Here is a 24,526-nt window from a genome sequence, read left to right as displayed (position 1 = left end):
TCGGATCGGACAGTCGTGAAGCCGCTCAGGTGGAATGCCTGGGGGATCACCATTCATTCCATTGCTGGATGACGGCCTGGAGGAGCGCCTCAGCGTTGGACGGTTCCCACGAGGTGGGGGTTCCTTCCCAGAGCAAGTAATACTGTTCGTTCGCGCAAACCAGCTTGCTCTCGTCGGCCTCGGACTGTATCCAGTTGATCGCGTTGACAAAGCTGTCCTCGTAGCTCAGTCCGAACTTGCCGGAAGGTACGTTGTAGAGAAGTCCTTCGAGATAGTACGAAGGTGCCACGCTCGCGTTCAGGACGCCATCGGCGACCAGCTTCCTTCGCATGTTCTTCAATACGCGGATCATCGGCTTCAGCCAACCGTTGCTGGCTTGGTGCTTGATGGTCAGGTTTTCAGAGTGCTGCTTGGGGTAGTTGACGATCTGCTGGCCGTCGGAAGTGAAAAAGCAGATTCCCTCATCGTAAGACGAGTCATAGGTGCTTCTGAACTTCCAGTATCGACGGAATTGCATTGCCGCGATGACGTCGGCTTTGCGTCGGTTGCCGTTCGCCGCTACGGCGATAGCTTTATGACCGTTCGTGACGTCGGCGCCAAATCGACTGGTAAGGGCGTTGACTACATCGTTCCTGTATTGGTCGTAGGAATAGGTCGCTGGAACAAAAGTCCGGTCGTAGGCCTCCTTGTCGGCCGGCGGCAGTGAGGTCACGTCGCTGAAGTAGACGTCGTCGAGCTGGATGACGACGTCTACATCACTTTCAGTATAGATATTGGTGTCGTTACCGTACGACCCTTGAAGGAAGACCTTGAAGTTATTGGCGTGGTATACGGCGTTTGTAGATTCCAAAGCGCTCTTGATCGCGTTGTACGTAGCCGCGGATTGCGTGACCGAACCTTGATGGGACCAGGTGTCGAGTTGATTTTCAGGAATCCCCATGTTCCTAGGTTCTCTCAGAGGAGGAGTTCTTTCAGTTGCGTTTCGCGGGCAGCGAACGACTCGCTGCCGCATTGGCGAAGCATGTTCAGTTTGTCCAGGTCGTGTTCCATGAGGTCCGTTGCCATTTCAGGGCGCTCGAAGGTGTCGCTTATCCGGATTGTCGCAACATCCTTGAACAATACTTCGCGCAGTTGATCCAGCGACTGCGTATTGATCTCCAGGGTCTTTTGCAACAACTGAACCGCGAGCCACTTCTTCGCGATCTTCATCAGCAGACCAGGTTTCGGCTCCGGATAGATGCCGACGCCGACGTTCACGACGCGGATATCCTTTCTTTCCTTGTTCAGCGCAGCCGTTGCATCAGCGATCGCAAAAAGCGTCGGGTTGTTCGCGCAGTAGCCGCCATCTATCAACTCGATTCTGTTTCCGTCGGAGGTCGTGACGATCTTTCGTTCGAAGAAGGGATAGGCGGAACACGACGCTTGAACGGCATCCGCGATGCTCACGCCGAAGCCTGGCTTGAACGTCGCCTTGCGGCCGTGCGCTTGGGCAACGCTAGCCTTGAAGATCATCGGCTTCTCGGTGGCCCAGCGCGTTGCGACTATGCCGATACCAGTCAGTACATCGTCGAAGGTCTTGTCGCCGAACACCTCTCCGGCCAAATTCTGCAACGCCGCAGTTTTGGCGGCAGCCCCTTTGCGCGCCATGATGTTCGGAACGTGCGATTTGTAGAGATCGTGGATCGGATCTATTTCGTAGCCAAGCGCGATCAATGCGGCGATGATCGCTCCCGTGCTAGTCCCGAAGACCAGATCGAATCGCTGGTGGAGCGGGCACCCAAGCATGGCCTCGATTTCCTTGAGCACGCCGAGCGTGTAGAAGCCTTTCGCGCCGCCGCCGTCCAAGGCAAGGATGCGGCATATGCCGTCGTCCTGGTGCGCTACTTGGGATGGATCCCCTTGGGGTGAATCAGTCATTCGCCGGTCTCGCTCAAGATGGCGTCCAATTCCCTTCCGACCGACTGCAGGACCTGATCTGTCTTCTGCGAGTCGCAGCCCGCATACGCCAAGGTCAACAGCGTCAATGGATGCACCCCCATCACCTCGCACAGTTCTTCGAGCTTGTTCAACGTCGGGCTCTTCAACCCCCGCTCCAGCGAACTCATGTAGGTGCGGCTGGACACGTCCGAGAACGCTTCCTGGCTCAGGCCGCGGGCCTTGCGGATGGTCTTGAGCGCCGCGGGCAGGGAGGGTTTCGCCTTCATTCTGGGAGTCCGCCAAATCCCAGAATGACAACCGCTTGCGTCCTATAGGGCTACAATCTATAGTGTTCAACAGTCCGTCGCCAGCACACGGCCGACTGACGGTCGGGCGCTATTCGGCTGTTGCGCACGGCCCTGATTCTTGCGCCATCTGGACAGCCGTTGCTTCCCATGCCGGAGAAATTTCCGGAAGATGCCTGCGCGCGGTCAGGGACCGGCGCCCGGGGATCTTGCCGTACAGCCGTCATGGCGGAATGGTGAAATGCCGCGGAACCGCAAAGCCGGATCGACGGCTTTGCGTAAGCTGTTGGGGGGACGGGTTGAATCCGCGAACGACGACGTGAATCTGATATCCAGCCAGTTGCGTGCCCGATTGCTGGCCAACGGCGCACGTACAGCCAACGATGAAGACCACGACCCGTACCCCGTGGTCCGGCTGTTCGTCGTCGATGGTCCGGCTTCGTGGCTGCTGACCGAGCTCGATCCCGATGATCCGGATCTTGCGTACGGCCTGTGTGACCTCGGCCTGGGGACACCAACGCTGGACTACGTGCGCCTGTCGGACCTTGCCAGCGTTGCCGGCGATCAGATCCGCTGCGATATCGACTTTGCAGCCCGCCAACCGCTCAGCATCTATCTGCGAGAGGCGCGCGACGCAGGTGCGATTCAACCGTAATCACGGCACGGCGCATTGCCGCAATTACGTCGTTACGCTTTTCAGCAAGTAGTGCATTTCAGGCGTGCCGCAGCCGGCACGTCTGCAACTTGCACTTTCCGGCCGGTTCCCATTCGATTCATCGTGCACGCCTCGCGAGCCGCGATACTCGCCAAGTTTGATCCCGTGGGAATCGCGCCATGACGGATGACACCGCCTGGCAGCCCTCGGCTGCCTACCTGTATGTGCTGCACCTGAAGGGACCGGGCCTGGCGTGGGAATTCCTGCGCCGCAATCCCCACTACCGCGCCGACTGGTCGCGTGCCGTGCACGGCACGGGCGACGTCGCGCACTGGGGGTTGTCCTTTCCCGGAAGACCCGACGCTTGATGCGCGCGATGCGCGGCCGATCTGGCATCGCCGGCATGGTCGATGGACGCGACTGGTGCCGGACGACGATCCGGCCGCGGCCCATTTCGACCTCTGGGCGATCCCCGGAAGCAAGCTACTGACAGCCGACGATACGGATTTACGTCTTCACGTCCGTGCCGGAAATGAGGTGGTTGGCCTGCTGTTGTCCGAGGCACTGTGCGATGGAGACCGCTTCGCCTGCGCGGTGTCGGTCGGCGCGAAAGTACAGCGGGCGCACGCCATGCTCGACCTCGCGTTCGGCCTGCTGCGCCGGCCGCGTGTAGGCACTCGCGCCTCGATCTCGCGACCGTCGCGCAGCGCGATCGTGCATGCCCGCGCCTTGCAGGCGCTGGACGGCGCGGTCGCCGGCGCACCGCAGCGGGAGATCGCCAACGCCGTGTTCGGCGAGGCGCGCGTGGCTGGGAACTGGACGGCCGACAGCGAGCTGCGTGCGCAGCTGCGCTACCTGATCCAGCGCGGCCGCGCATTGATGGAAGGGCAGTACCGCACCTTGTTGGACTGACTACGCGGAGGGCCGCGCGCACGCGCCGATTCTCCCTTCGCCGCACCGCTGCACGCGGCGACCGTGCCCTGTACCGGCAGCCTTGCGCCTGCCGCCGACGGAGCACGCCGCGATGGCATCGACCGCCCCCGAGAGCGCACCGCGCTATCTGACCAATGCCGAGGCAGCCGCCTGGCTCAAGCTCTCGCCGCGCACGCTGGAGAAGCAGCGCGTGATCGGCGGCGGGCCGCCGTTCCGCAAGTTCGGACGCCGCGTGTTGTACGCGGTCGCCGACCTTGAGGCTTGGTCGGTCGCGCGCACCTGCGAATCGACTTCAGATCCCAACTACCCGGTGCGTTGAGCGTGCGCGGTGTCCAGAGAACGCGACCACACACCGCTGGCGCGGTTCCGCGCGTTGCCCGGCGACTTCGCGCCGCGCGACGCGCAGGATCTGATGGCCTGGCCGTTCTTCTCGCTGGCGAAGTCGCGGCGCACGCGGCCGATCGACTTCCGCAGCGGCGGCGTGACGGTGCGCGTGGAGGGCACAGTCGAACACGGCATCGCCACGATCTGGGACGCGGACGTGCTGATCTGGGCAGCTTCGCAGTGGATGCAGGCGCGCGACGCCGGCCTGCCGACCTCGCGCCGGATCGTCACCACGCCCTACGAGATCCTGCGCTTCGTCGGTCGTGGCACGTCGCTGCGCGACTACCAGCGGCTGCGCGCCGCCTTCGACCGCCTGCAATCCACCAGCGTGGCGACCTCGATCCGCGAGAATACCGGGCCGCGTCTGCACCGCTTCTCCTGGCTCAACGAGTGGAAGGAGCGCGCCGACCGCAGCGGCCGGCCGCTTGGCGTCGAACTGATCCTGCCGGACTGGTTCTACACCGGCGTCGTCGAGCGCGCACTGGTGCTGACCATCGACCCGGCGTACTTCCGGCTTTCAGGCGGCATCGAGCGTTGGCTGTACCGGCTGGTGCGCAAGCACGGCGGCTCGCAGCGCGCCGGCTGGCGCTTCGACTTCCGCCACTTGCACGCCAAGTCCGGCAGCCAGATGGACTCTGCCGACTTCGCGCTCTGGTTGCGGCGGATCGCGAAGCGCCAACCGCTGCCCGGCTACGTGCTCCACGTGGAGCGCGATCGCATGACGAACGAAACGCTCCTGTTCCGTCGCGTGCCGTCCGCAGGACGCGTGCCGCCGCGGCACTGTGGGCAACGTCGGGAAAGCCTGTGAACATCGTCGTGCCATCACACGTGCCGAATCACGTGCCATCACACGTGGAATCCTCGTGCTATCACACGTGCGAACGCGCGAAAACGCCAGCGCGCACGCACACTTGCGCAGCCCGTAACGCTCTAACGCTTAAAAGCATAACGGTGGTAGGCGTCCGCCGCGACAGTGGACAACTGCGTCCACGCGACAGATCGACGGCGCATCCAATCCGATTCCACCGCAACCGCGGAGGAAGACGGCGATGATCGTCGCGCTGCTCAACCAGAAGGGCGGCGTGGGCAAGACCACGCTCGCCACTCATCTCGCTGGCGAACTCGGCAACGGCGGCAAGCAGGTCGTCGTCATCGACGCCGATCCGCAGGGCTCCGCGCTGGACTGGGCGCAGAAGCGCAGCCACGGCGGCCGGCGCAGGCGCTTCGGCGTGATCGGTCTCGCGCGCGAAACGCTACACGAGGAAGTGCCGGAACTGGCACGCCGCGCCGACCACGTCGTCATCGACGGCCCGCCGCGCGTCACCGCGCTGGCGCGTTCTGCGATCCTCGCCGCCGATCTGGTGCTCGTGCCGGTGCAACCCTCGCCCTACGACGTGTGGGCCTCCAGCGAGATCGTCGCTCTGGTCAACGAGGCGCGTCTGTTCAAGCCGTGGCTGAAGGCGGCCTTCATCGTCAACCGCTGCGTCGTGCGCACGCTGATCGGGCGCGAAGTGCGCCAGGCGCTCGAACAGGACACCACGCCGCAGGCGATGCCGGTGCTGGCCTCGACCGTCAGCCAGCGCGTGGTGTTCGCTGAAGCCGCCGCGCTCGGGCAGCTCGTCGACGAGATCGACGACGCCTGCCCGGCCGCGCAGGAGATCGCCCGCTTCGGCGATGAAGTGCGCGGGTGGCTGCGATGAGCGCGCGCCGCATCGGCCTCGGGCCGCGGCCCTCGCGCGAGGCCAGCGCGGACGCCTGGGTGCGCGGCAGCGGCCGCAACGACGGCTTCACCGCGCGCATGACCATCGACGTCACCCCGGCGCTGCGCAGCCGGATCAAGGTCATCGCCTTCCAGCGCGGCCTCACCGTCGCGGAGATGCTGCGGGTCTTGCTCGAACGCGAGTACGGCGAGGGCAGGGACGCGTCATGACGCCGCTGACCCGCGTCGCGCTGACTTGCGTGCCGGATTGCGCGTCGGCGTGGCTGCGCTTCGGCCGGTCGCTGTGGGAGGACGCGCCGGAGGATCGGTCGCGCTGCGTCTACTTCCCGCCCGGCGCGGTCTTCGCCCGCGTCGAACACGGTGGCGACGGCCGGCAGCGGCTTGCCGTGCTGCGCGCCGCCGGCCCCGGCGAGCGCGTGGTCTGCCTGCCGGGTATCGCCCCGGGCGCACAGCTGCTGCTGCACGCCACCACCGCGTCGAAGACCGCGCAGGCGCTGAGCGCGATCGCCGCGATCGAAGCCCAGCGCATCCCGCCGGAAGAGGTGAGCGAAGACTACTGGCGCGTTCTGCACCAGCGCCTTGTCGCCGGCGCCGCGCTGCCGGTCTACACCGCCGCCGAGCACGCGGCCGCGACGCTGCGCCGGAGCCTGCTGTCGTGACGCGCCGGCAACGCCGGCTGCTGGGTGTGGCGGCGGCCGCGGTGCTGCTGATCGGCGTCGCCGCCTGCGCGCTGTGGCCGGCACGGCTGGTCTACAACCCCAGCGACAGCGCGCCGCGCGGCTGGTATGCCTGGTGGCCGCTGCGCGACGGGCGGCCGGGCACGCCGGTCTTCGCCCGGCTGCCGGCCGACGCCGCGCACCTGGCGCACCGGCGCGGCTACCTGCCGCTGCACCTGCCGATCCTCAAGCGGATCGGCGCGGTCGGCGATCAGCACGCCTGCGTGCGCGACGGACTCGTCCGTATTGACGACCGCGTCGTCGCCCTGGTGCGCGAACGCGACGGCGCCGGCCGGCCGCTGGCGGCTTGGCCTGGCTGCCGCACGCTGGCGCCGGACGAGGTGTTCCTAATTGCATCCGGGCACCCGGCCTCGTTCGACAGCCGCTACTTCGGGCCGGTCGGGCGCGATGCGATCCTCGGCGAAGCGGTGCCGTTGTGGACCTGGTGAGGCATCTCGCCTGCGCCGTGCTGCTGACGGCGGCCGTTGCCGCGCCCGCGCACGGCTGCGGCCTCGCGCAGTGGGCGCCGCACATCGCCGAGGCCTCGCAGCGCTACGCGGTACCGGAACCGTGGGTTCGCGCGGTGATGCGTGCCGAGAGCGCGGGCTGTACGCACCTCAATGGCCGCCCGATCGTTTCGCACGCAGGCGCGATGGGGTTGATGCAGATCATGCCGGCGACATGGGCCGAACTGCGCCGGCGCCACGGCTTCGGCGACGACCCACACGATCCGCGCGAGAACATCCTCGCCGGCGCCGCCTACCTGCGCGAGATGGCCGATCGTTTCGGCGTGCCCGGCGCCTTCGCCGCCTACCACGCTGGCCCCGGCCGCTACACCGCGCACGTACTGCATGCGGCCCCGCTGCCGATGGAGACACGGCGCTATCTCGTGCAGGTCTCCGCGGCGGCGGGCTTGGACGGTGCGTCACACGCTGCAGATTCGCCCGATGCGGCAGGGGACAGCTTGTTCGCGATCACTCACCCGAACCGCACGGCGCACGGCGAAACGCCTGCGTCGCCCCATTCGCGTCTGTTCGTTCCCTTGCGACACGCGCGTCCACGAGGGGAGGCCTCGCATGTGCAACCGTGAATCTGTCTTGGTATCGGGGGACTTGTGCGTTGGAGGTGGCAGGCAAGATAGAAGGAGGCGGCACGGCCGCGGGGACAAGTGCTTGTCCGGGTTGGGTTTGTCGCGGCACGTAGCATTCAAGGTGCGTGCTGTCGCGTCGTCTAAGTCCCTCATCGCGCGGGAATTGCTGCGTGCCGCTCGCGCCTGTATACGCTGGTGCAGCCAAGCGACCGATCCGGCGGGGTTCCCCACGCTGGTGGCCGCGCGTCGGTGTCGGTGCGAATGCAATGGAATGCCGAGGGTGAGGATCGCAACGGGACGTTTGACTCGCTCCCCGCCGCTGCGGCAGGCTGTTGCGACTTTCCACGGCCCGTGTCTGCATGAGCTTGCTTGGCACCTCCGCAGCGTCCTTGTGGCTGCAGCAGTTTCGCGACGAACGCGAGCATGTGCTGGCGCGCGAGATGCTCGGTAAGTTCAGGCTGGTCACGCACAGCGAATTGGACACCGGCCTCAGCCAAGCCCTGCTCGATCTCGCGAAGAATGAGGTTGTCGCCGTTTTTGTGGAGCGGGCGATTCCGAAGCGGAGCATCGTCAAGCGCGTAACGTGTCCAGCGCGAACGAGCAACGGGCATGCGAATGTCGGCAAGCCGGTGACCTACTCATACCGTGTCACTGCGCCTGCCAAGATGTACAAGGAAGCCAAGGTGAAGATGCCCGGAGACAAGAAGTCCCGGCTCAGGGCGAAGGGCGCCGCTCTGGCGCCAGTGGATGCCCCCCGCAGGGATCAGCAAGAGGTCGGCAGCGAGGGCATTCTCGCCACGATTGCAACCGGTGCGGCACGTGGAAGTCACGGACGCTTGCTCGTGCATCCTTCGGCAGAGGAGATGAGGAAGAGCCAAGTGCGTCGCGTGGTGATCCTGACCGACTTCATTGGCTCGGCAACACGTGTCCGTTCGATGCTGCAGAGCCTTTGGCGAGTGCGTACGATTCGGGCGTGGCACAACCTTGGCCTGATCCGGTTCTGCATCGTGGCGTTCAGCGCCACCAAGCGGGGCGCCAAGCTGGTGCGGTCGCTACGCACGAAACCAGACCTTATCGTGGTTTCCGGTTGTCCGACCATTGCCACCGCCTTCAAGGGCAGCAAACGGGAAGCGGTGCGCGGGCTGTGCCGGCGCCGTTCTCCCTCGGCCAAGCGAGCACTGGGTTTTGGCGATGCCGAAGTCCTGATGGCATTCGAGCACTCCTGCCCGAATAACGCACCCGCGATCTTCATCGAGGAGAGCAAGCGCAAGTCGGATCCCTGGTTCCCGCTGTTTCCCGCTCGTCGCACGCGCGATGTTTTCACGCAGGGTCTGCGCATGCGCAGGCAGGATCGTGTGCGGCTGGCATTGGAAGCACTGAAGTTTTCCGGAATTGCGCAAAGCAAGCCCTTCCGCCGCAGCGACGAGTCACGGCAGAATGGAGTAATAGTGCTGGCCGCACTGCGACAGGGACGGCGGGATATTAGCGAACTGGCCGGCACAACGGGGCTGTCCGTGCAGGACCTGGGACAGGCGCTTGAAAGGATCCAGGCAGACGGTCTCGCCGACCCCCAATGCCGGTTGACGCCGCAGGGCCACGGCTTGCTGCGCGACCTGTCGCGGCCACCACGGCCCGGGCCGAAGCCCATCGCTGCCGGCAACCCGGTCGGGTATCATCCGAAACAGCTGAGGAGCCCGGTGTCGCGCGTCTAGTGTCCGTGGAGGAAACTCCAAGGGTCGAACTCGGTCTCCGAGTTCCGGGGTGCGGATTTCCGCGACCCTTCGAAAGAGCTTCCGCAGTGCTGGAGGGACATCACCGCGATCACGCTGTGGTGGCTCGCAGTGCTAGCGGCGATGGCCCGCCAGGGCGGGCCCAAAGGTAGACGCCGACCCGGGCTCCCAGCGCTCCCTTCAGCGGCCTTGGCGATGCCCACACAGATCGAAGACGCGATCCGGAAGACCACCCAGATCCTGCAGGCGCGCACGCCCAAGGCCGCTGTCGTGCTGACGCTCGGACATCTGGCGCACCTGACCGACGTGCCCTACCCCTTCCTGAGAGGAGTGGTGACAAGGGACAAGGAACTGGATCCCTACAAAGTGTTCGCGTTGAGACGCGAGCATCGCGGTCACGGAGATCGCAAGCGCCACATATGCGTGCCGACACCGCTGCTGCTCCGTGCGCAACGCTGGATCCACCACAACATCCTGATCCATGCGTCTGCGCACCCGTCCAGCAAGGCCTATGGCAAGGATTGCTCCATCTCAGGGGCGGCGGCGCCGCACTGCCAGGCGAGTTGGCTGATCAAGCTAGATATCACCAACTTCTTCGATTCCATACTGGAGCCGGCAGTGTATTCGGCGTTCCTGGACCTGGGCTACCAACCGCTCGTCGCGTTCGAGATGGCGCGGATCTGCACCAGACTGCGGCCCACCGGCAACGTCCGGCGGCTGAAGAAAGGCCAGCATTTCGCGATACCTACATATGGGAACGAGCGTTTCGGCCACCTTCCGCAAGGCGCGCCAACGAGCCCGATACTCGCCAATCTGGCGGCGCGCGACCTGGATGGGGCCATGAGCGAGATCGCACAGCGCGAGGGCCTGCGCTACACCCGCTATGCGGACGATATGACCTTGTCGTTCCACGGTCGCGAGTTCTCGCGCCAACGCGCCATGAGCGTGATCGGTGGGTGTTACGAGGCGATGCTTCCGTTCGGCCTGTACCCGAACCGTACCAAGACCCGCGTCATCCCGCCTGGCGCGAGGAAGCTTGTGCTGGGGCTGCTCGTCGATGGCGAGCAGCCACGATTGACGCGCGAGTTTCGCGATCGGATGAGGATGCACCTCCACTTTCTAGAGCGACTCGGACCGGCTCAGCACGCGCAAGCGCGAGGATTCGACTCCGTCGTCGGCCTTCAAAATCATCTCTTCGGACTCGCCGCATTCGCGATCGGCGTAGACCCTGTATGGGGAAAGAAAGTGCGTCGCAGGCTGCGTGGAATTGATTGGCCGACTCCGTTCGTCATGCCGGCATAGCAATACCATCGGTGGATTCGGAATGTTGGAGAGCCCCGCCACCAGTGCCGGAGAAGTTTGATAGGAGGAGCCTGACATTCCCTGTCCGTTGCTAAGGCAGGGCGAACTTCGAACCGCTGAATGCAGCCCGTGCATCTGAGAAGCGGGCCTGACGATGGACAAACACTGGCGTCTACGCTGGAGTTGGTTCCCTTCGACGGCGGTAAGGAGTACTGATTTCGTATCCGAATCTGATTGCGCGATGCGTGTCCGCGGAGAATGGGAAGAATAAGAGTCGGTACGAGCGTGGCTGACCGCGAGGACGAGTATTTCCGCGCGCGTCCGGCGCCGCCGCGAGACCACGGCTCTGGGCGTACGCCGCGCTTCATCAGCCAAGTTCTCAAGGCGACCTCCAAGGCCGGGCGCTCCCCGCAGCGGCTGCTGACATCCGCCGGTGCGCGCGCAGGCGCGGGTCGCGGCCGGGGCCACGTCGCTGCGCGCTTGGCCGGGCAGTCGCTCGGCCCGTGCTCGCGCCTCGCCATCGTCAAGGCGCGGCTGGTGGTGCTGAAACACGCCGGAGGGCGCTCCACGCAGAAGCACCTGCGCTACATCGAACGCGACGGCGTGACCCGCGAGGGTGGCCGTGGCCAACTCTACGGTCCGGAGACGGACCGCGCCGACGGCAACACCTTCGAGCAGCGCGGCCGCGGCGACCGCCACCAGTTCCGGTTCATCCTCTCGCCGGACGACGGCAACGAGATCGGCGACCTGACCGCCTTCACCCGCGCGCACATGGCGCAGGTCGAACGCGACCTCGGCACCAGGCTGGACTGGGTGGCCGTGGACCACTGGGATACCGACGATCCACATACGCACATCGTCCTGCGCGGCAAGGACGAACTGGGCGCGGACCTCATCATCGCCCGCGAGTACATCAGCCACGGCATGCGCCTGCGCGCCGCGGAGTTGGCGACCGACTGGCTGGGGCCGCGCACGCAGCGCGAGATCGAACGGCAGCTCGGACGCGAAGTGCAGCAGAACCGGTGGACTGCGTTGGACCGCGCGCTCACCGGCAGCGCCCAGAACGGCATCGTCAACCTGCGCGACGTGCCCGGCGACCTCGGCAAGCGCCGGCACCGGGCCAAGCTGATCGGGCGCCTGGACCATCTGGCCAAACTGGGGCTCGCCGAGCGCCAGCGCGGCGCCGCCTGGTCGCTGCATCCGGATTCCGAACGCACCCTGCGGACGATGGGCGAGCGCGGCGACATCATCCGCACGATGCAACGCAAGCTCGGCGCCCAGCAGCAGGAGCACGCGATCTGGGATCCGGCGAGCGGGCGCACTCTGCGGGGAAAGATCCTAGCCAGCGGCCTGAGCGACGAACTGCACGAGCGAGGCTACCTCATCGTCGCGGGCGCGGATGGTCGCGCGCATTACGTCGATCTCGGCAATCGCGTGGACCTGTCGCGCTATGCGCGCGGAGCGCAGGTGACCATTCGTCAGATGCCGCGGGCGCCTCACCGCGTCCTGGCTGTGATCCAGCGCACACCGCAGATTGGTCGGTAGCGCGCACGGATAGGGAAAATCCACGCTCGCACCGTCTTATGGGGAAAGCCGGAGGAGGCGGGACACTGGTGGTTTCTCCATCCACAGGAACGGCGCAGACCCCAAGGATGCCAAGGCTCGCGAGTTGGGAGCCGAGGTGCGCAATGTCGGGAAGCAAGCGATGGATCCACGGAATGCTGGTCGCGGCAATCGTGCTGGCGAGCCTGTGGCTGGCGACGCAATGGGTGGCGCATACGCTTCGATACGCCCCGCGCCTCGGGTCACCGTGGTTCGTGGTGAACGGCATCCCGGTTTACCCGCCCTGGCAGTTGTTCCCGTGGTGGCTGGCCTTCGACGCGCTGGCGCCGCGTACTTTCAACCTCGGCGGACTGATCGCGGCCGGCGGCGGCATGCTGGCCACCGCGGTGGCGTTGGCCGGTCGCGCCTGGAGTGGTCGGCAGGCACCGCCAACCACCTACGGCACTGCGCGTTGGGCGACGAAGGTCGACGCGAAGGAGGCCGGACTGCTCTCGCGCTCGGGCATCTTCCTCGGCAAATTGGGCGGCGAATACCTGCGTCACGACGGCCCGGAACACGTGGCCGCCATCGCGCCGACACGATCCGGCAAGGGTGCGGGTCTGGTGGTGCCGACGCTGCTGACCTGGCCGCGCTCGACGGTCATACACGACATCAAGGGCGAGCACTGGCAGCTCACGTCCGGCTGGCGCGCGCGCTTCTCCCACTGCCTCTACTTCAATCCCACGGACCCGCGCTCGGCAGCGTACAACCCGCTGCTGGAAGTCCGCCGCGGCGCGCAGGAGGTGCGCGACGTGCAGAACATCGCCGACCTGCTGGTGGATCCGGAGGGTGCGCTGGAGCGGCGCAACCACTGGGAGAAGACCTCGCACGCACTGCTGGTCGGTGCCATCCTACACGTGCTCTACGCCGAGCCGGACAAGAGCCTGCCCGGCGTCGCCGACTTCCTGTCCGATCCGGCGCGCCCGATCGAGCGCACCTTCGCCGCGATGATGCGCACCCCGCACCTGGGCGACCGGCCGCATCCGGTCGTCGCGTCGGCGGCACGCGAGATGCTCAACCGCAGCGCCAATGAACGCTCCGGTGTGCTGTCCACCGCGATGAGCTTCCTCGGCCTGTACCACGACCCCACCGTCGCCGCCGTCACCTCCCGCTGCGACTGGCGCATCGCCGACCTGATGTCGGCCAGCCTGCCGGTCTCGCTGTACCTGGTGGTGCCGCCGTCGGACATCTCGCGCACGCGCCCGTTGGTGCGCCTGCTGCTCAACCAGATTGGCCGGCGCCTGACCGAGACCCTGCCGCCGGTGGAAGCCGCGCCGCGGCGCTGGTGGCAGCGGTGGGCACGTGCCGCGGATATCGACGGGCAGCATCGATTGCTATGGGTGCTGGACGAATTTCCTGCGCTCGGCCGGTTGGACTTCTTCGAGGAGGCCCTGGCGTTCATGGCCGGCTACCGGATGCGGGCGCTGCTGATCGCGCAGTCGCTCAACCAGATCGAACAGGCCTACGGCCAGAGCAACGCCATCCTCGACAACTGCCACGTCCGCGTCGCGTTCGCGCCCAACGACGAGCGCACCGCGAAACGGCTGTCGGAATCGCTGGGCACGGCGACCGAGGTTCGCGCCAGCCGCAGCTACGGCGGCGACCGCATGTCGCTGTGGCTGGAGCACGTGAACGTGTCTCAGCAGGCGGCGCCGCGGCCGCTGCTGACGCCGGGCGAGGTGATGCAGCTACCGCCGGACGAGGAACTGGTGCTGGTGGCCGGGCACCCACCGCTGCGCGCCCGCAAGCTGCGGTACTTCGCCGACCGCAACCTGGCCGAACGCGTGTTGCCGGCCGCCAACCTATCAATCGGCGGCTACGCCGACGCGCCCGCGCCGCGTCTGCACGACTGGGAGGGCTGCGTCATCGACCGCGCGGCCGTGCCGGACGACGACCCGGGCGACGCGGCGGATGCGGAGCTTGCGGACGACCGCGCAGACGATCTTCGCTACGAGCGGTTGCCGCTATGAGCCGCAGCCGCCTCAACATCTTCCTCGAGCGCGAACATGCGCGGCGCCTGGCCGAACTGGCCGCCACCCGCGGTGTGTCCAAGTCCAGCATCGTCGCCGCGTCGCTGGCCTCGTTCCTGTCGCCCGACAACGCCGACCGCCGCGAGGCGGCCATCGCGCGTCGTCTGGACCGGCTCTCGCGCCAGCTCGACCGGCTGGAACGCGACCAGATGATCCTGACCGAGACGCTGGCGCTGCACATCCGCCACTACCTCTCGGTCACCGCGCCGCTGCCCGAGGCGCACGTCGACGCCGCACGGGCGCAGGGCAGGGCGCGCTTCGAGCAATTCATCGAACAGCTCGCGCTGCACCTGCAGCGGGGTACGCGGGTGCGCCAGGCGATCGAGGAATGCACTCCGGACGAATCGGCGTTCGACGCGCCCGCGCAGGAGGATGATTCGTGCGCGGATCCGGGCTAAGCGAACCGACCGATAGCGCCATCGCCGCCGATCGCCAGATCCGCATGCTGCGTACCGCGATGGGGCCGGCCATCGCCGCCGCGCTGGAGGATCCGCAGGTGATCGAGGTCATGGTCAACCCAGACGGCGCGCTCTGGCTGGACAGGCTGCGCAGCGGACGCGCGCCGACCGGCGTCACCGTCTCGCCGCAGGACGCCGAGCGCATCATCCGGCTGGTCGCCGCTCATGTGCGCATGGAAGTCCACGCCGGCGATCCCGTGCTGTCGGCAGAGTTGCCGGAAACTGGTGAACGCTTCGAGGGCCTGCTGCCGCCGGTGGCGCGGGCGCCGACGTTCGCCATCCGCAAGCATGCCCGCAGCGTGATCCCGCTGCCCCAGTACGTCGCCGACGGCGTGATGACGCAGGCGCAGGCCGACCTGCTTCGCAGCGCAGTGCTGGAGCGCAAGAACATCGTGATCGTCGGTGGCACCTCCACCGGCAAGACCACGCTGATCAATGCGTTGCTGGAGGTGATCGCCGAGACCCGTGACCGCGTGATCGTGCTGGAGGACACCGTGGAACTGCGCTCCCTGTCCGACGACCATGTGGCGCTGCGCACCAAGCCGGGCGTCGCGACGATGGCGCGGCTGGTGCGCTCGATCCTGCGGCTGCGGCCGGACCGGATCATTGTCGGCGAAGTGCGTGGGCCAGAGGCCCTGGACCTGCTGAAGGCCTGGGGCACCGGGCATCCGGGCGGCATCGCCTCGATCCACGGCGACTCGGCGCGCGGCGGCCTGTTCCGTTTCGAGCAACTGATCCAGGAAGCCGTGGTCACCGTGCCGCGTCCGCTGATCGCCGAGGCGATCGACCTCGTCGTCTGCCTGGAAGGGCGGGGCGGTGCCCGGCGCGTGCGCGAGATCGCGTGGGTGACCGGATTGGAGGGACAGGACTATCGATTGGAGCCCGCGTAGCGGCGCTGTTGCCTCATCCAACCCTATAAGACGTGGCGCGAGCGAGTTCACCCTACCTGTCTGGAGCAGGATGCGCGAATTTCATCTGAAGTCGCGCAAATGCTTGATTTGTAGCGATGTGCGCTCGATGATCGATCCATAAACCCGCGTTTTCCGGTGCTGCAGTTGCCCTGTAGCGCCCGATGCGGGCGCGATGGATCGGGACCGATGAGCAACGGCACGCAACCAACCTGGATCAATGCGGTGGCGCAAGCCGCCGGGTCGCCGTTGGATGAGCGTTTCGAGGCATTCCTGCGCGACGAACGCGAGGCGCTGTTCAAGTTCCTGATCACTCGCCTGCCCACGGACGAGGATGCGCAGGATGCCGTGCAGGAAAGCCTGATCCGGATGATCCGCTATCGCGACAGCGAACCCCCGGAAGCCTGGAAGCGGCTGCTGTACCGAATCGCCGTCAACGTCGCCAACGACCAGCATCGCTACGCCCGCAGCCATCACGCCGCCGGGCACGTCACGATTGACGATGCGTTGGATGCTGCGCCCACGGACGAACCGGCGCACGACGAGCACCTCGCCCAGCAGGAGGAACTGGCGGCCGTGGCCGAGGTCATCCTGACCCTGTCGCCGCGTTGTCAGGAAATCTTCCTGCTCAACCGGGTCGAGGGCATGACCTACGTCCAGGTGGCCGAGACCTGCGGGATTTCGCTCAAGGCGGTGGAGAAACACATGACCAAGGCCCTGGCCGCGCTGCGCAGGCAGTTGGGTAAACCGGCCCCGGTCACGTCATAGGGATATGGGCATGATGCCGACATCAGGACAACAGACCGAGCGCAATGAGGCCGAACGCTGGTTCATGCGCCTGCAGATGCACGATTGCAGCAAGGCCGATCGCGCCGCTTGCGCACGCTGGCGCCTCGCCGACCCGGCGCACGCGGCGGCCTACGCAGAGGTGGAGCGTGTGTTCCACCTGGCCGCGCAGGCCGGCGACGATCCGCGCCTGCGGGCTGCGGCCAGGATGGCCCGCGAACGGATGGAACGCAGGCGCCGGCGGCGGGGCGCACTGCGCTGGGCAACGTCATTGGCCGGTGTCGCAGTCGTGGTGCTGGCGCTGGGGATCGGCTGGCGCAGCTGGAATCCCGCGGAACCCGAGCAACACTACGCCACCGCTGTCGGCGAGCGGCGCACGTTGACGCTGGACGATGGTTCCGTCGCCCTGCTGGATACCGACTCGGCGCTGGCCGTGCGCTACAGCCGCCTGCGCCGCGAAGTGGTGCTGGAACGCGGCCAGGCGCAGTTCACGGTGGCGCCGCAGCCCAGGCGGCCATTTCTGGTGCATACCGACCTGGGGACCGTCCGCGCCGTCGGCACGGAGTTTCAGGTGCGCAGGCGTACCGGCGGCGTCGAGGTCATGCTGATGAAGGGCGTGGTCGAGGTCAGCGCCGCTGCTGCTGCGGGCGAGCCGCGCGTGGCAACGCTGGCGCCGGGCGAACAACTGGACTTCGATGCCGGCGGCCGCTGGAACAAGCATGCCTTCGATCCGGAGGTCGCACGGGGCTGGACCGAAGGCCAACTGGTGTTCCGTGGCCGCCCGCTGAAGGAGGTGGCCGAGGAAATGAACCGCTACAACACCGCCAAGATCCGTCTGGGCCAGCCGGCATTGAACGATCTCCAGATCAGCGGCCAGTTCTATGGCAACGATCCGGACTCGCTGATCCTGGCGCTGGAACACGGCTGGTCGTTGCGGGCCGAACGTCCTTCAGCCGATGAAATCGTCCTTTACCGGCGCGACTAGCCTGCGCCCTTGCCGCGGTTCGGCAGGGGGTAGGGAAAGAATTCCGTGGTTCCGTCTTATGGGCGTCGACGTCATCGTGCGGCTCGCGCGGTTGAGAACGTCGCTCCACTGACACAACCCGGGGAACGGCATGAGGAAGAACACACTGCAGGTTGCGATTCTCAACGCGATCCTGCTGATGGGCGGCGCGATGACGTATCCGGCGACGGCATACGCGCAGGGCCAGGCGCAGACATACAGCATCGCGGGGGGCGACCTGGAGACAGTGCTCTCCAGATTCGGCACCGAAAGCCGCATCCAGCTGATCTATCCGCCCGAGTTGCTGAAGGGCAAGCGCAGCAGCGGATTGACCGGAAGCCACACGCCGACAGAGGCGCTTCGGCTTCTGCTGGAGGGCAGCGGACTGGTAGCCGAGCGCGTCAACGACAAGACAGTGGTGATCAAGAAGGGCGCCGCGCCGGCGGCAGAGCCGAAAGCCGCTCCTCGTGACAATCCGAAAACCACACAGGTCAAGGAAGCCGAAGTAGAGGAACTGGAAACGGTGACCGTGACAGGCACCCGGATCCGTGGAGGGACTACCCCATCGCCGACGATCGTGATGGGCGAGGAGCAGTTTCAGCAAGAAGGCTTCACGGATCTTGGTGAGGTGATCCGGAGCATTCCGCAGAACTTTCGCGGCGGACAGAATCCCGGGGTAAATGTAGGTGCTACCGCTGGCAGTGCTACCAACCGAAACAATAGTGGTGGTTCAGCGCTGAATCTACGTGGACTCGGCCCCGATGCGTCGCTCACTTTACTCAATGGACGTCGCCTGAGTTATGACTCGACCAACCAAGCGGTGGACATCAGCGCAATTCCTATCCAGGCGGTCGAGCGCATCGAGATCGTTCCGGATGGTGCCTCGGCTATCTACGGCTCTGATGCAGTGGGCGGCGTCGCCAACGTGATTCTCAAGCGCGATTTTGAGGGGGTGGCACTGGGAGCGCTGTATGGGGACTCGACAGATGGAGGCCTCGAAAGACAAGAGTTCAACGCCGCTGTAGGGGAGACGTGGGATTCCGGCGGGTTTATCGGAACTTTCACAAAGTCCAGCCAAGATCCCTTGTTCGCTGATCAGCGCGATTACACCCAGTCAATGGCGGACCCAGCGACTCTCTACAACGGCAGCAAATTGCGGAGCGGTCTTGTTAGTGCGTACCAGCGCTTTGGTGAGCGTGCGGAATTGCGCTTGGATATGTTGAGGACCGTGCGCGACGCATCGAGCTTCGAGTCGAGTGCAACCCAGAATTTCGCGGGAAGCTGGCTGTCAACGATTACATCGGTAGCGCCCAGTTTGGAGTTGTCTCTAGCGCATGATTGGTCGCTGACCGTGGGTGCATCGCGCAGTAAGGGAGAGAATGTCTTCGATACCGTGACGACTACGGGTGGTGTCGCGACGACATCGGCCAATGGCTGCTATTGCAACGAGACCATGTCATGGGAGTTGGGGGCCGAAGGGTCATTGGTCTCATTCGGTTCGCGAGACATGAGGTTGGCAATTGGTATCGGAGGGCGCCGTGACGAATTCGCAAACAAGTCATTCCTGACGAACACCAACTATGAAGGCGAACAACGAGGACGCTACGCCTACGGTGAGTTATCGCTGCCTTTGATTGGTGCAGACAACGCCAGGCCTGGCGCACAGCGGCTTGAATTCAGTGCCGCTGTGCGTGCCGAAGACTATGACACTTTTGGTGGCGTTACCACGCCGAAGTTGGGCGTCATCTACGATCCGAACCGGGATTTCACCTTAAAGGCCTCCTGGGGGAGATCATTCAAAGTCCCAACTTTGAATCAAAGAGTTTTTAACAGATTCACCTACGTGTGGAGGGCTCAACAGGTTGGTTGCACATCCTGTGCTGCTGATGAGACGGTGCTGATGTCCTTCGGCGGCAATCGTGACCTTGAGCCCGAGCGTGCTCGTACTTGGACAGCATCCCTAGCTTTCCACCCTGAGGCTTTGCCTGGTCTCGATGCTGAGCTTACGTTCTTCTCGATCGACTACACGCAACGGGTTGCCTATCCCTTTCCGAACGTTCTTAACAGCCTGCGTAATCCCGAAGAGTATGCGTCGTTCATCCAGTATGGCCCAACGATTGATCAGCAGCAGGAGTTGATCGCCACCTACAATGACGCGTTCTATAACCAGTCGGGACTCGCCTACGATCCGAATAAAGTAGTCGCCATCGTTTCGGCTCAGTACACCAACGTCGCCAGCCAACAAGCCAAAGGTTTTGATTTGACCGGAAGCTTTCGGTTCGATCTACCCGTGGGGCAGCTAGTCTTCCGCGGCGGCGCCAGCTGGATAGATCTGTCCCAGCAAAACATCTCGGGGCAGGATGCATTCGACTTGTCGGGGACTGTGTACTTTCCTGCAGAGATTAACAGCCGACTCGGAGCGATATGGAGTTACGGTGGGTTGAGTATTTCCGCGTTTGCCAACTACACCTCTGGGATTACGAACACGATCACGGCCACGCGGGAAGAGATTGGCTCAATCACTACTTTCGACAGCACGTTGCGTTACGAGACTGCGCCGGGAAGCACTCCGCTTTCAGGTCTAACTTTGGCGTTGTCGGTAGATAATTTGTTTAACCGCGATCCGCCTATCATCACGCAACCTAATCCGAGATACGCTCCCTTCGATTCAACTAATCACTCGGCGATCGGGCGATACATCACCGTATCGATTAGCAAACACTGGTGATGCGTTGGTCAGGTGATTGGATGGGTACGGATTAACCTGATTTGTTCGCGGGTGATGGGCATGGCCGAATTGCCACGTCGTTAGACCACATCCAATCGTCGGACGTGTCGCGTCATGGTTGGCGCGGCATGCCTGTGTCTGTGTGAGTTCCCTTCGTGTGGCTCGGTACTGCGAATGCAGGCTGGCAGGTAGGGAATGGTATGCGCGGTGACGTCTTATGGGTGTCGACGTCGCCGTGCTCCGCATGGTCGAGGCGTCGTTTCACTGACGCTACCGGGGAAACGGCATGGGGAAGAACAAGCTGTCTGTGCCCGGCCGCGTTGCCCCCGTGTTCGAGAAGCCGATTACCTCCATGATCCGACTCCGAGTCACCATACCCGTTCTTGCAGCCGTCCTGGCCGTATTGCTGTCCATGCAGAGTGTGGCGGCGGAGCGACACCCGATGACAGTCGACGACATGCTACAGGTCGAAGGCAACACGGGTGCCGCTGCCGGCGATCCGGCCGGCCGCTGGCTGGTCTTCGAACGGTTGCGTCCGTACGGGCAGTCGGACGACTTCAGCTTCCGTACCTACGCGGCATATCACAGCGGTCATCAACTTTGGCGCTACAACCCGAAAAGTGGGCGCGCGCCCGAGTTGCTGCCGGGCGTCGATCCGGCACCCCACAGCTATCTGCAGGGGTTTTCTTCCTCCGGCCGCTTTCTCGCCGTGATGCAGTACCGGCTGGGCGCCTTGTCGCTGGCCGCGTACGACATGACCGCTGAAAAGTTGGTCCCGTTCAAGCCGGCGCCGGCCTTCAGCCGCGATGGCGCCCACAACCCGGTCTGGATATCCGATGACGAACTGGTGTTCGCTGCCCTGCCGGAAGGCGAGGCGCCGGAACTGACCAGCGTGCGCGCACAGACCGGCCGAACGCTGGCCAAGGCCTGGGAGGATGCCTGGCGCGGCGACGTGGTGACGGCCAGCGAGGTCCGCAGCGTGGCCGAGGATCTGTCCGATCAGCAGGAGGCCGGACGCCTAGTGCGCGCCAATGCGCGCACCGGCGGGACCAGGGTGTTCGCAGAGGGGCTGTTTGCTGATCTGCGGGTGTCCCCGGACGGGCGCTGGTTGGCGGCGCTGGCCGTCTCCAAGCCGCGATCGACCGACCCGGCGAAGCTGCAGGAAGATGATCCGCGCCGTTATCGCCTCGCTCTGTTCGACTTGCGGACCGGCGAGAAGCGGTCGCTCGCGCCGGGCCTGGAGTTATTTCCCTACACCATCGCCTGGGCGCCCGATGGTCGTCACCTGGCGGCCTTTGGCTGGACGCCGGAGCAGACGCCGCGCGACGGGCGCTTCTACGTGATCGACGTGCAGTCCGGCGGTGCCGTACGCTACGACCACGTCGGCCTCGATCTGGTTTCGGAGCGCGAACGCGGCTGGTTGCAGCGTCCGGAGCGGGTGAGCTTCCTGGGCGACGCTCTGGCCATGTTCGCCCGGCGCATTCCGGCATCGGAAGATCAGGCGCCGCGCTTCACCTACCAAGACGTGCGGCCGGCCGGCCTTTCAAAGCCGGATTGGTATGTGTTGTCTGCCGATGGCACCTCCCGCAACCTGACGGCGAACCTGCCTGGCGTGTCCGGCATCCCGGTTCATGCGGGCGACGGATCCCTGACCGTGGTGGCCGACGATGGCGTCTATCGGCTTCACGCCGATGACCCGCACCGTCGACTGTCACCCGAGTTGCCGGGCCGTTTTCGGTTCCTGCCGTCGGGCACCTTCGCCACGCGCAGCAATGTCATCCGCTCGGAGTACGGCAACGAGGCCTTGTTCAACGTCACCGGCAAGGGCCAGACGAAGATCGTGATGGTCGATCTGCGCGAGGGCCACGAGGGCGAGAATGTCGTGATCGACGCTCCGTCGGCCGAGGCCACGCCGCTGGCTGGTTCTCTCGCTTCCAGGGCGGTGCTGTTCCGCGCCGAGGACGGGCAGGCTTCGCGGCTGCTGGTGGCCGAGGGCGGCAGCGCCGCCGCGCCGCGGGAGATTGCCCGCCTCAATGCCCATCTGGCCGAAGTCGACCTGGGCACGTGGAAGGCGGTGTCCTACGAGGTGCAGGATCCCAACGGCGGTGCGTCGCAGGCCATCGAAAGCTGCGTGCTGTTGCCGCCCGGCTATCGTGGTGGCCATCCGCTGCCGCTCATTGTCGAGGTGTATCCGAACACCACGCCGAGGTGCAAGGACGGCGGCGAGCGGATCGAGAACCCGATCGCTGTCTCGCCCTACCTGTGGGCCGGCAAGGGATATGCCTACGCGCGCCTCAGTACGCCGCGGGCGTTGATCCGTACGGACGATGGTTCGATCGCTGGTATGCCCCGCGTGGTCGAGGCTGGCGTGGAGGCTCTGGTCAAAGAAGGATTGGCCGATCCGGAACGCATGGTGTTGTACGGCTTCAGCCAAGGCGGCGTCTCCGCGCTCTACACGGCGGCATACTCGAAGAAATTCAAGGCCGTGATCGCCATGAACAGCTGGGCGGACCTGTTTAGCCACTACTTCGGGGCGAATGGTGTCTACTCCTCCGTGTACGGCAAGTACTTCGGTGACTTCGGGCGCTACGACAGCGTGGCCGGCAGCGATTTCGGCATCGGCCGCACGCCGTTCGAGGATCCGGAGACATACATCCGAAACAGCCCAGTGTTCTTGGCGCCGCAGATCGACGCGCCGGTGATGCTGGTGCACTCGGACATGGACAGCTTCTCGATGTCGCAGTTCGACGAGATGTACGGTGCGCTGACGCGTGCTGGAAAGGATGTGCGCTATGTGCGCTACTGGGGCGAGGGGCATGCGCCGTCGTCGCCCGCCAACATTCGTGACCTTTGGAGCCGGATGTCCGACTTCCTGACCGAAAACGGAGTTGCTCCGCGTGATCCATAAAGGACCGCCGAAGCGAGGTCACAGGATCGTGATCGGAGACCGCCGTATCAGCTTCTTCATTGCATTGCTCGGAATGCTGCTGCTGGCGCCGGGCGCGCTGTTTGCGACTCCGGCTTCAGCCACGGATGGCCCCTATGTGCAGATGGATGGAAAGGACAGATGGGCCGCACGGTGGGTGGAGCCGAGCGACGGCGGGCAGCAGGTTCGCAGCGAGTCCGTGGCGGTCGGGCAGCAGGTGACTGTCCGGGAGGTCGAGAAACTGCCGGCCTTCGAGGTGCGTCTGCGTGCACCGGCGTCTCCGGCACCGGACGAGACGCCGTTATCCTCCAGCACTCCGCTGCTCGTGGTAGCTGACACGCATGGCGAGTACGAGATCCTCGCCAGGCTGCTGCGCAAGCAGGGCGTCATCGACGACCGGCTGCACTGGACGTTCGGCACCGGGCACCTGGCGTTCCTCGGCGACGTATTCGACCGCGGCGCGCACCAGACCGAGATCCTCTGGCTCATCTACGAGCTGGAAGCCGAGGCAGCCGCGGCCGGCGGCGCCGTGCATCTGCTGTTGGGAAATCACGAGGCGATGGTCTTGCGCGGTGACGCGCGCTACCTCAATCCCAAGTATGTCCAGACAGCGCAGGCGTTCGGCGCCCCGGCGTATTCCGAACTCTTCGGCCCGCAGACGCTGCTCGGCCAATGGCTGAGCAGCAAGCCAGCGGTACTCAAGCTTGGCGACCTGTTGTTGCTGCATGGCGGCATCTCGCCCGAGCTGGTCGACCGGGACCTGTCGCTGGGCGAAATCAACGCCACGGTGCGCGGTGTGCTGGACGGCACGCTCGACGCGGATCGAGAGTTGCCGACCTTCGTGATGAAGTCCTCGGGACCACTCTGGTACCGCGGCTACTTCCCGATGGACGATGCACCGCCGAAGGCGACGCAGGTCGACGTCGATGCCGCGCTCCGCCACTTCGGGGTGGAGAAGATCCTGGTAGGCCACACGATCGTGCCGGCGGTGACGCCGCTGTACGGCGGCAAGGTCATCGCCGTACAGGTCTATCCGCATTTCGACGAGAAGACGGAAGCCGCCGTCATGGAAGCCGCGCTGCGGATCGACGGCGCCTGGTATCGGGCTCGCGTGGACGGTTCACGCGAACCACTGCCGGACAACGCATCTCCATCGAGATGACAACTGCTGGAGCGGGTAGGGGGTCTCTCCTCGCGCAGCGTCTTTGTTCATAGCCACGTACGGCGACACTCTCTCCGTCGTGCCGCCAGCAGCGTTCGTTTGACTGCTTACCCCTTTCCCTGGCCCCCGGCAGGGGATTTCTTTTTCGGGGCTCGGGCTGTGGCCGATGCG

At 65.1% G+C, this 24,526-nt stretch carries 24 protein-coding genes; 21 read left to right on the top strand and 3 right to left on the bottom strand.

From position 1 onward, the window contains the following. Window positions 1-46: 46 nt before the first annotated feature. From AAD027_RS00610 to AAD027_RS00600, 3 genes are read right to left on the bottom strand one after another with little or no spacing between them, the layout of a single operon-like run. Complete coding sequence (locus AAD027_RS00610) at window positions 47-940, bottom strand: anti-phage nucleotidyltransferase (protein WP_341724074.1); 894 nt, start codon at window positions 938-940, stop codon at window positions 47-49. A gap of 14 nt (window positions 941-954) precedes the next feature. Next, window positions 955-1,917, bottom strand: coding sequence for an anti-phage phospholipase (locus AAD027_RS00605; RefSeq protein WP_341724073.1), 963 nt, complete (start codon window positions 1,915-1,917; stop codon window positions 955-957). Continuing rightward, on the bottom strand, window positions 1,914-2,204 hold the full coding sequence (locus AAD027_RS00600; RefSeq protein ID WP_341724072.1) for a helix-turn-helix domain-containing protein: 291 nt from the start codon (window positions 2,202-2,204) through the stop codon (window positions 1,914-1,916). Before AAD027_RS00600 ends, AAD027_RS00605 begins: the two co-directional genes overlap by 4 nt. Before the next feature lie 259 nt (window positions 2,205-2,463). Here AAD027_RS00600 and AAD027_RS00595 point away from each other — a divergent pair, with 259 nt between their 5' ends. The 21 genes from AAD027_RS00595 (at window position 2,464) to AAD027_RS00495 (ending at window position 24,355) form a co-directional block, all read left to right on the top strand. After that, a complete protein-coding gene (locus AAD027_RS00595) occupies window positions 2,464-2,877 on the top strand; it encodes a DUF2958 domain-containing protein (RefSeq protein WP_425605361.1) in 414 nt (137 codons plus the stop codon). A 179-nt stretch (window positions 2,878-3,056) separates the two neighbouring features. Then, complete coding sequence (locus AAD027_RS00590; RefSeq protein WP_341724071.1) at window positions 3,057-3,245, top strand: transcriptional regulator domain-containing protein; 189 nt, start codon at window positions 3,057-3,059, stop codon at window positions 3,243-3,245. A 55-nt stretch (window positions 3,246-3,300) separates the two neighbouring features. Further along, window positions 3,301-3,789 carry a DUF2285 domain-containing protein gene (locus AAD027_RS00585; protein WP_341724070.1) on the top strand — a complete coding sequence of 163 codons (489 nt, stop codon included), beginning with the start codon at window positions 3,301-3,303 and terminating at the stop codon, window positions 3,787-3,789. Between the two features lie 112 nt (window positions 3,790-3,901). Continuing rightward, a complete protein-coding gene (locus AAD027_RS00580) occupies window positions 3,902-4,129 on the top strand; it encodes a helix-turn-helix domain-containing protein (protein WP_341724069.1) in 228 nt (75 codons plus the stop codon). A 9-nt stretch (window positions 4,130-4,138) separates the two neighbouring features. After that, complete coding sequence (locus tag AAD027_RS00575) at window positions 4,139-5,002, top strand: replication initiator protein A (protein ID WP_341724068.1); 864 nt, start codon at window positions 4,139-4,141, stop codon at window positions 5,000-5,002. Window positions 5,003-5,243: 241 nt separating this feature from the next. After that, window positions 5,244-5,894, top strand: coding sequence for a ParA family partition ATPase (gene parA, locus AAD027_RS00570; RefSeq protein ID WP_341724067.1), 651 nt, complete (start codon window positions 5,244-5,246; stop codon window positions 5,892-5,894). Then, window positions 5,891-6,124 (top strand): chromosome partitioning protein ParB, encoded by a 234-nt coding sequence (locus tag AAD027_RS00565; RefSeq protein ID WP_341724066.1) that lies wholly within the window; start codon window positions 5,891-5,893, stop codon window positions 6,122-6,124. Before parA ends, AAD027_RS00565 begins: the two co-directional genes overlap by 4 nt. Further along, complete coding sequence (locus AAD027_RS00560) at window positions 6,121-6,573, top strand: DUF2840 domain-containing protein (RefSeq protein ID WP_341724065.1); 453 nt, start codon at window positions 6,121-6,123, stop codon at window positions 6,571-6,573. Before AAD027_RS00565 ends, AAD027_RS00560 begins: the two co-directional genes overlap by 4 nt. Continuing rightward, window positions 6,570-7,079: a S26 family signal peptidase gene (locus AAD027_RS00555; protein ID WP_341724064.1), complete on the top strand. Its 510-nt coding sequence runs from the start codon at window positions 6,570-6,572 to the stop codon at window positions 7,077-7,079. Before AAD027_RS00560 ends, AAD027_RS00555 begins: the two co-directional genes overlap by 4 nt. A 17-nt stretch (window positions 7,080-7,096) precedes the next feature. Next, on the top strand, window positions 7,097-7,720 hold the full coding sequence (locus tag AAD027_RS00550; protein WP_341724063.1) for a lytic transglycosylase domain-containing protein: 624 nt from the start codon (window positions 7,097-7,099) through the stop codon (window positions 7,718-7,720). Window positions 7,721-8,079: 359 nt separating this feature from the next. After that, window positions 8,080-9,432: a phosphoribosyltransferase-like protein gene (locus AAD027_RS00545; protein ID WP_341724062.1), complete on the top strand. Its 1,353-nt coding sequence runs from the start codon at window positions 8,080-8,082 to the stop codon at window positions 9,430-9,432. A 213-nt stretch (window positions 9,433-9,645) separates the two neighbouring features. Beyond that, a complete protein-coding gene (locus AAD027_RS00540; protein WP_341724061.1) occupies window positions 9,646-10,752 on the top strand; it encodes a reverse transcriptase family protein in 1,107 nt (368 codons plus the stop codon). A 285-nt stretch (window positions 10,753-11,037) separates the two neighbouring features. Further along, window positions 11,038-12,297, top strand: a complete 1,260-nt coding sequence (locus AAD027_RS00535; RefSeq protein WP_341724060.1) for a DUF3363 domain-containing protein — start codon at window positions 11,038-11,040, stop codon at window positions 12,295-12,297. Between the two features lie 173 nt (window positions 12,298-12,470). Continuing rightward, the gene (traG, locus tag AAD027_RS00530; protein ID WP_425605360.1) at window positions 12,471-14,324 is read left to right on the top strand and encodes an IncP-type conjugal transfer protein TraG; all 1,854 of its coding nucleotides are present in this window, start codon (window positions 12,471-12,473) and stop codon (window positions 14,322-14,324) included. Further along, window positions 14,321-14,782 carry a CopG family transcriptional regulator gene (locus AAD027_RS00525; RefSeq protein ID WP_341724059.1) on the top strand — a complete coding sequence of 154 codons (462 nt, stop codon included), beginning with the start codon at window positions 14,321-14,323 and terminating at the stop codon, window positions 14,780-14,782. The genes traG and AAD027_RS00525 overlap by 4 nt, the downstream gene beginning before the upstream one ends. Before the next feature lie 44 nt (window positions 14,783-14,826). Further along, window positions 14,827-15,732: a P-type conjugative transfer ATPase TrbB gene (gene trbB, locus AAD027_RS00520; RefSeq protein ID WP_341724721.1), complete on the top strand. Its 906-nt coding sequence runs from the start codon at window positions 14,827-14,829 to the stop codon at window positions 15,730-15,732. A 207-nt stretch (window positions 15,733-15,939) separates the two neighbouring features. Next, a complete protein-coding gene (locus tag AAD027_RS00515) occupies window positions 15,940-16,518 on the top strand; it encodes an RNA polymerase sigma factor (protein ID WP_341724058.1) in 579 nt (192 codons plus the stop codon). A 10-nt stretch (window positions 16,519-16,528) separates the two neighbouring features. After that, window positions 16,529-17,521 carry a FecR family protein gene (locus AAD027_RS00510; protein WP_341724057.1) on the top strand — a complete coding sequence of 331 codons (993 nt, stop codon included), beginning with the start codon at window positions 16,529-16,531 and terminating at the stop codon, window positions 17,519-17,521. A gap of 130 nt (window positions 17,522-17,651) precedes the next feature. Beyond that, the gene (locus AAD027_RS00505; protein WP_341724056.1) at window positions 17,652-20,267 is read left to right on the top strand and encodes a TonB-dependent receptor domain-containing protein; all 2,616 of its coding nucleotides are present in this window, start codon (window positions 17,652-17,654) and stop codon (window positions 20,265-20,267) included. A gap of 286 nt (window positions 20,268-20,553) precedes the next feature. Further along, window positions 20,554-23,175, top strand: coding sequence for an alpha/beta hydrolase family protein (locus AAD027_RS00500; protein WP_341724055.1), 2,622 nt, complete (start codon window positions 20,554-20,556; stop codon window positions 23,173-23,175). After that, on the top strand, window positions 23,165-24,355 hold the full coding sequence (locus tag AAD027_RS00495) for a metallophosphoesterase (RefSeq protein WP_341724054.1): 1,191 nt from the start codon (window positions 23,165-23,167) through the stop codon (window positions 24,353-24,355). Before AAD027_RS00500 ends, AAD027_RS00495 begins: the two co-directional genes overlap by 11 nt. Window positions 24,356-24,526: the final 171 nt, after the last annotated feature.

Source organism: Pseudoxanthomonas putridarboris (assembly GCF_038321125.1).
In the GTDB taxonomy this organism is placed as follows: domain Bacteria; phylum Pseudomonadota; class Gammaproteobacteria; order Xanthomonadales; family Xanthomonadaceae; genus Pseudoxanthomonas_A; species Pseudoxanthomonas_A putridarboris.
Note: the sequence above shows the minus strand (reverse complement) of the source record. Positions and strands in the feature narration are given on the sequence as shown.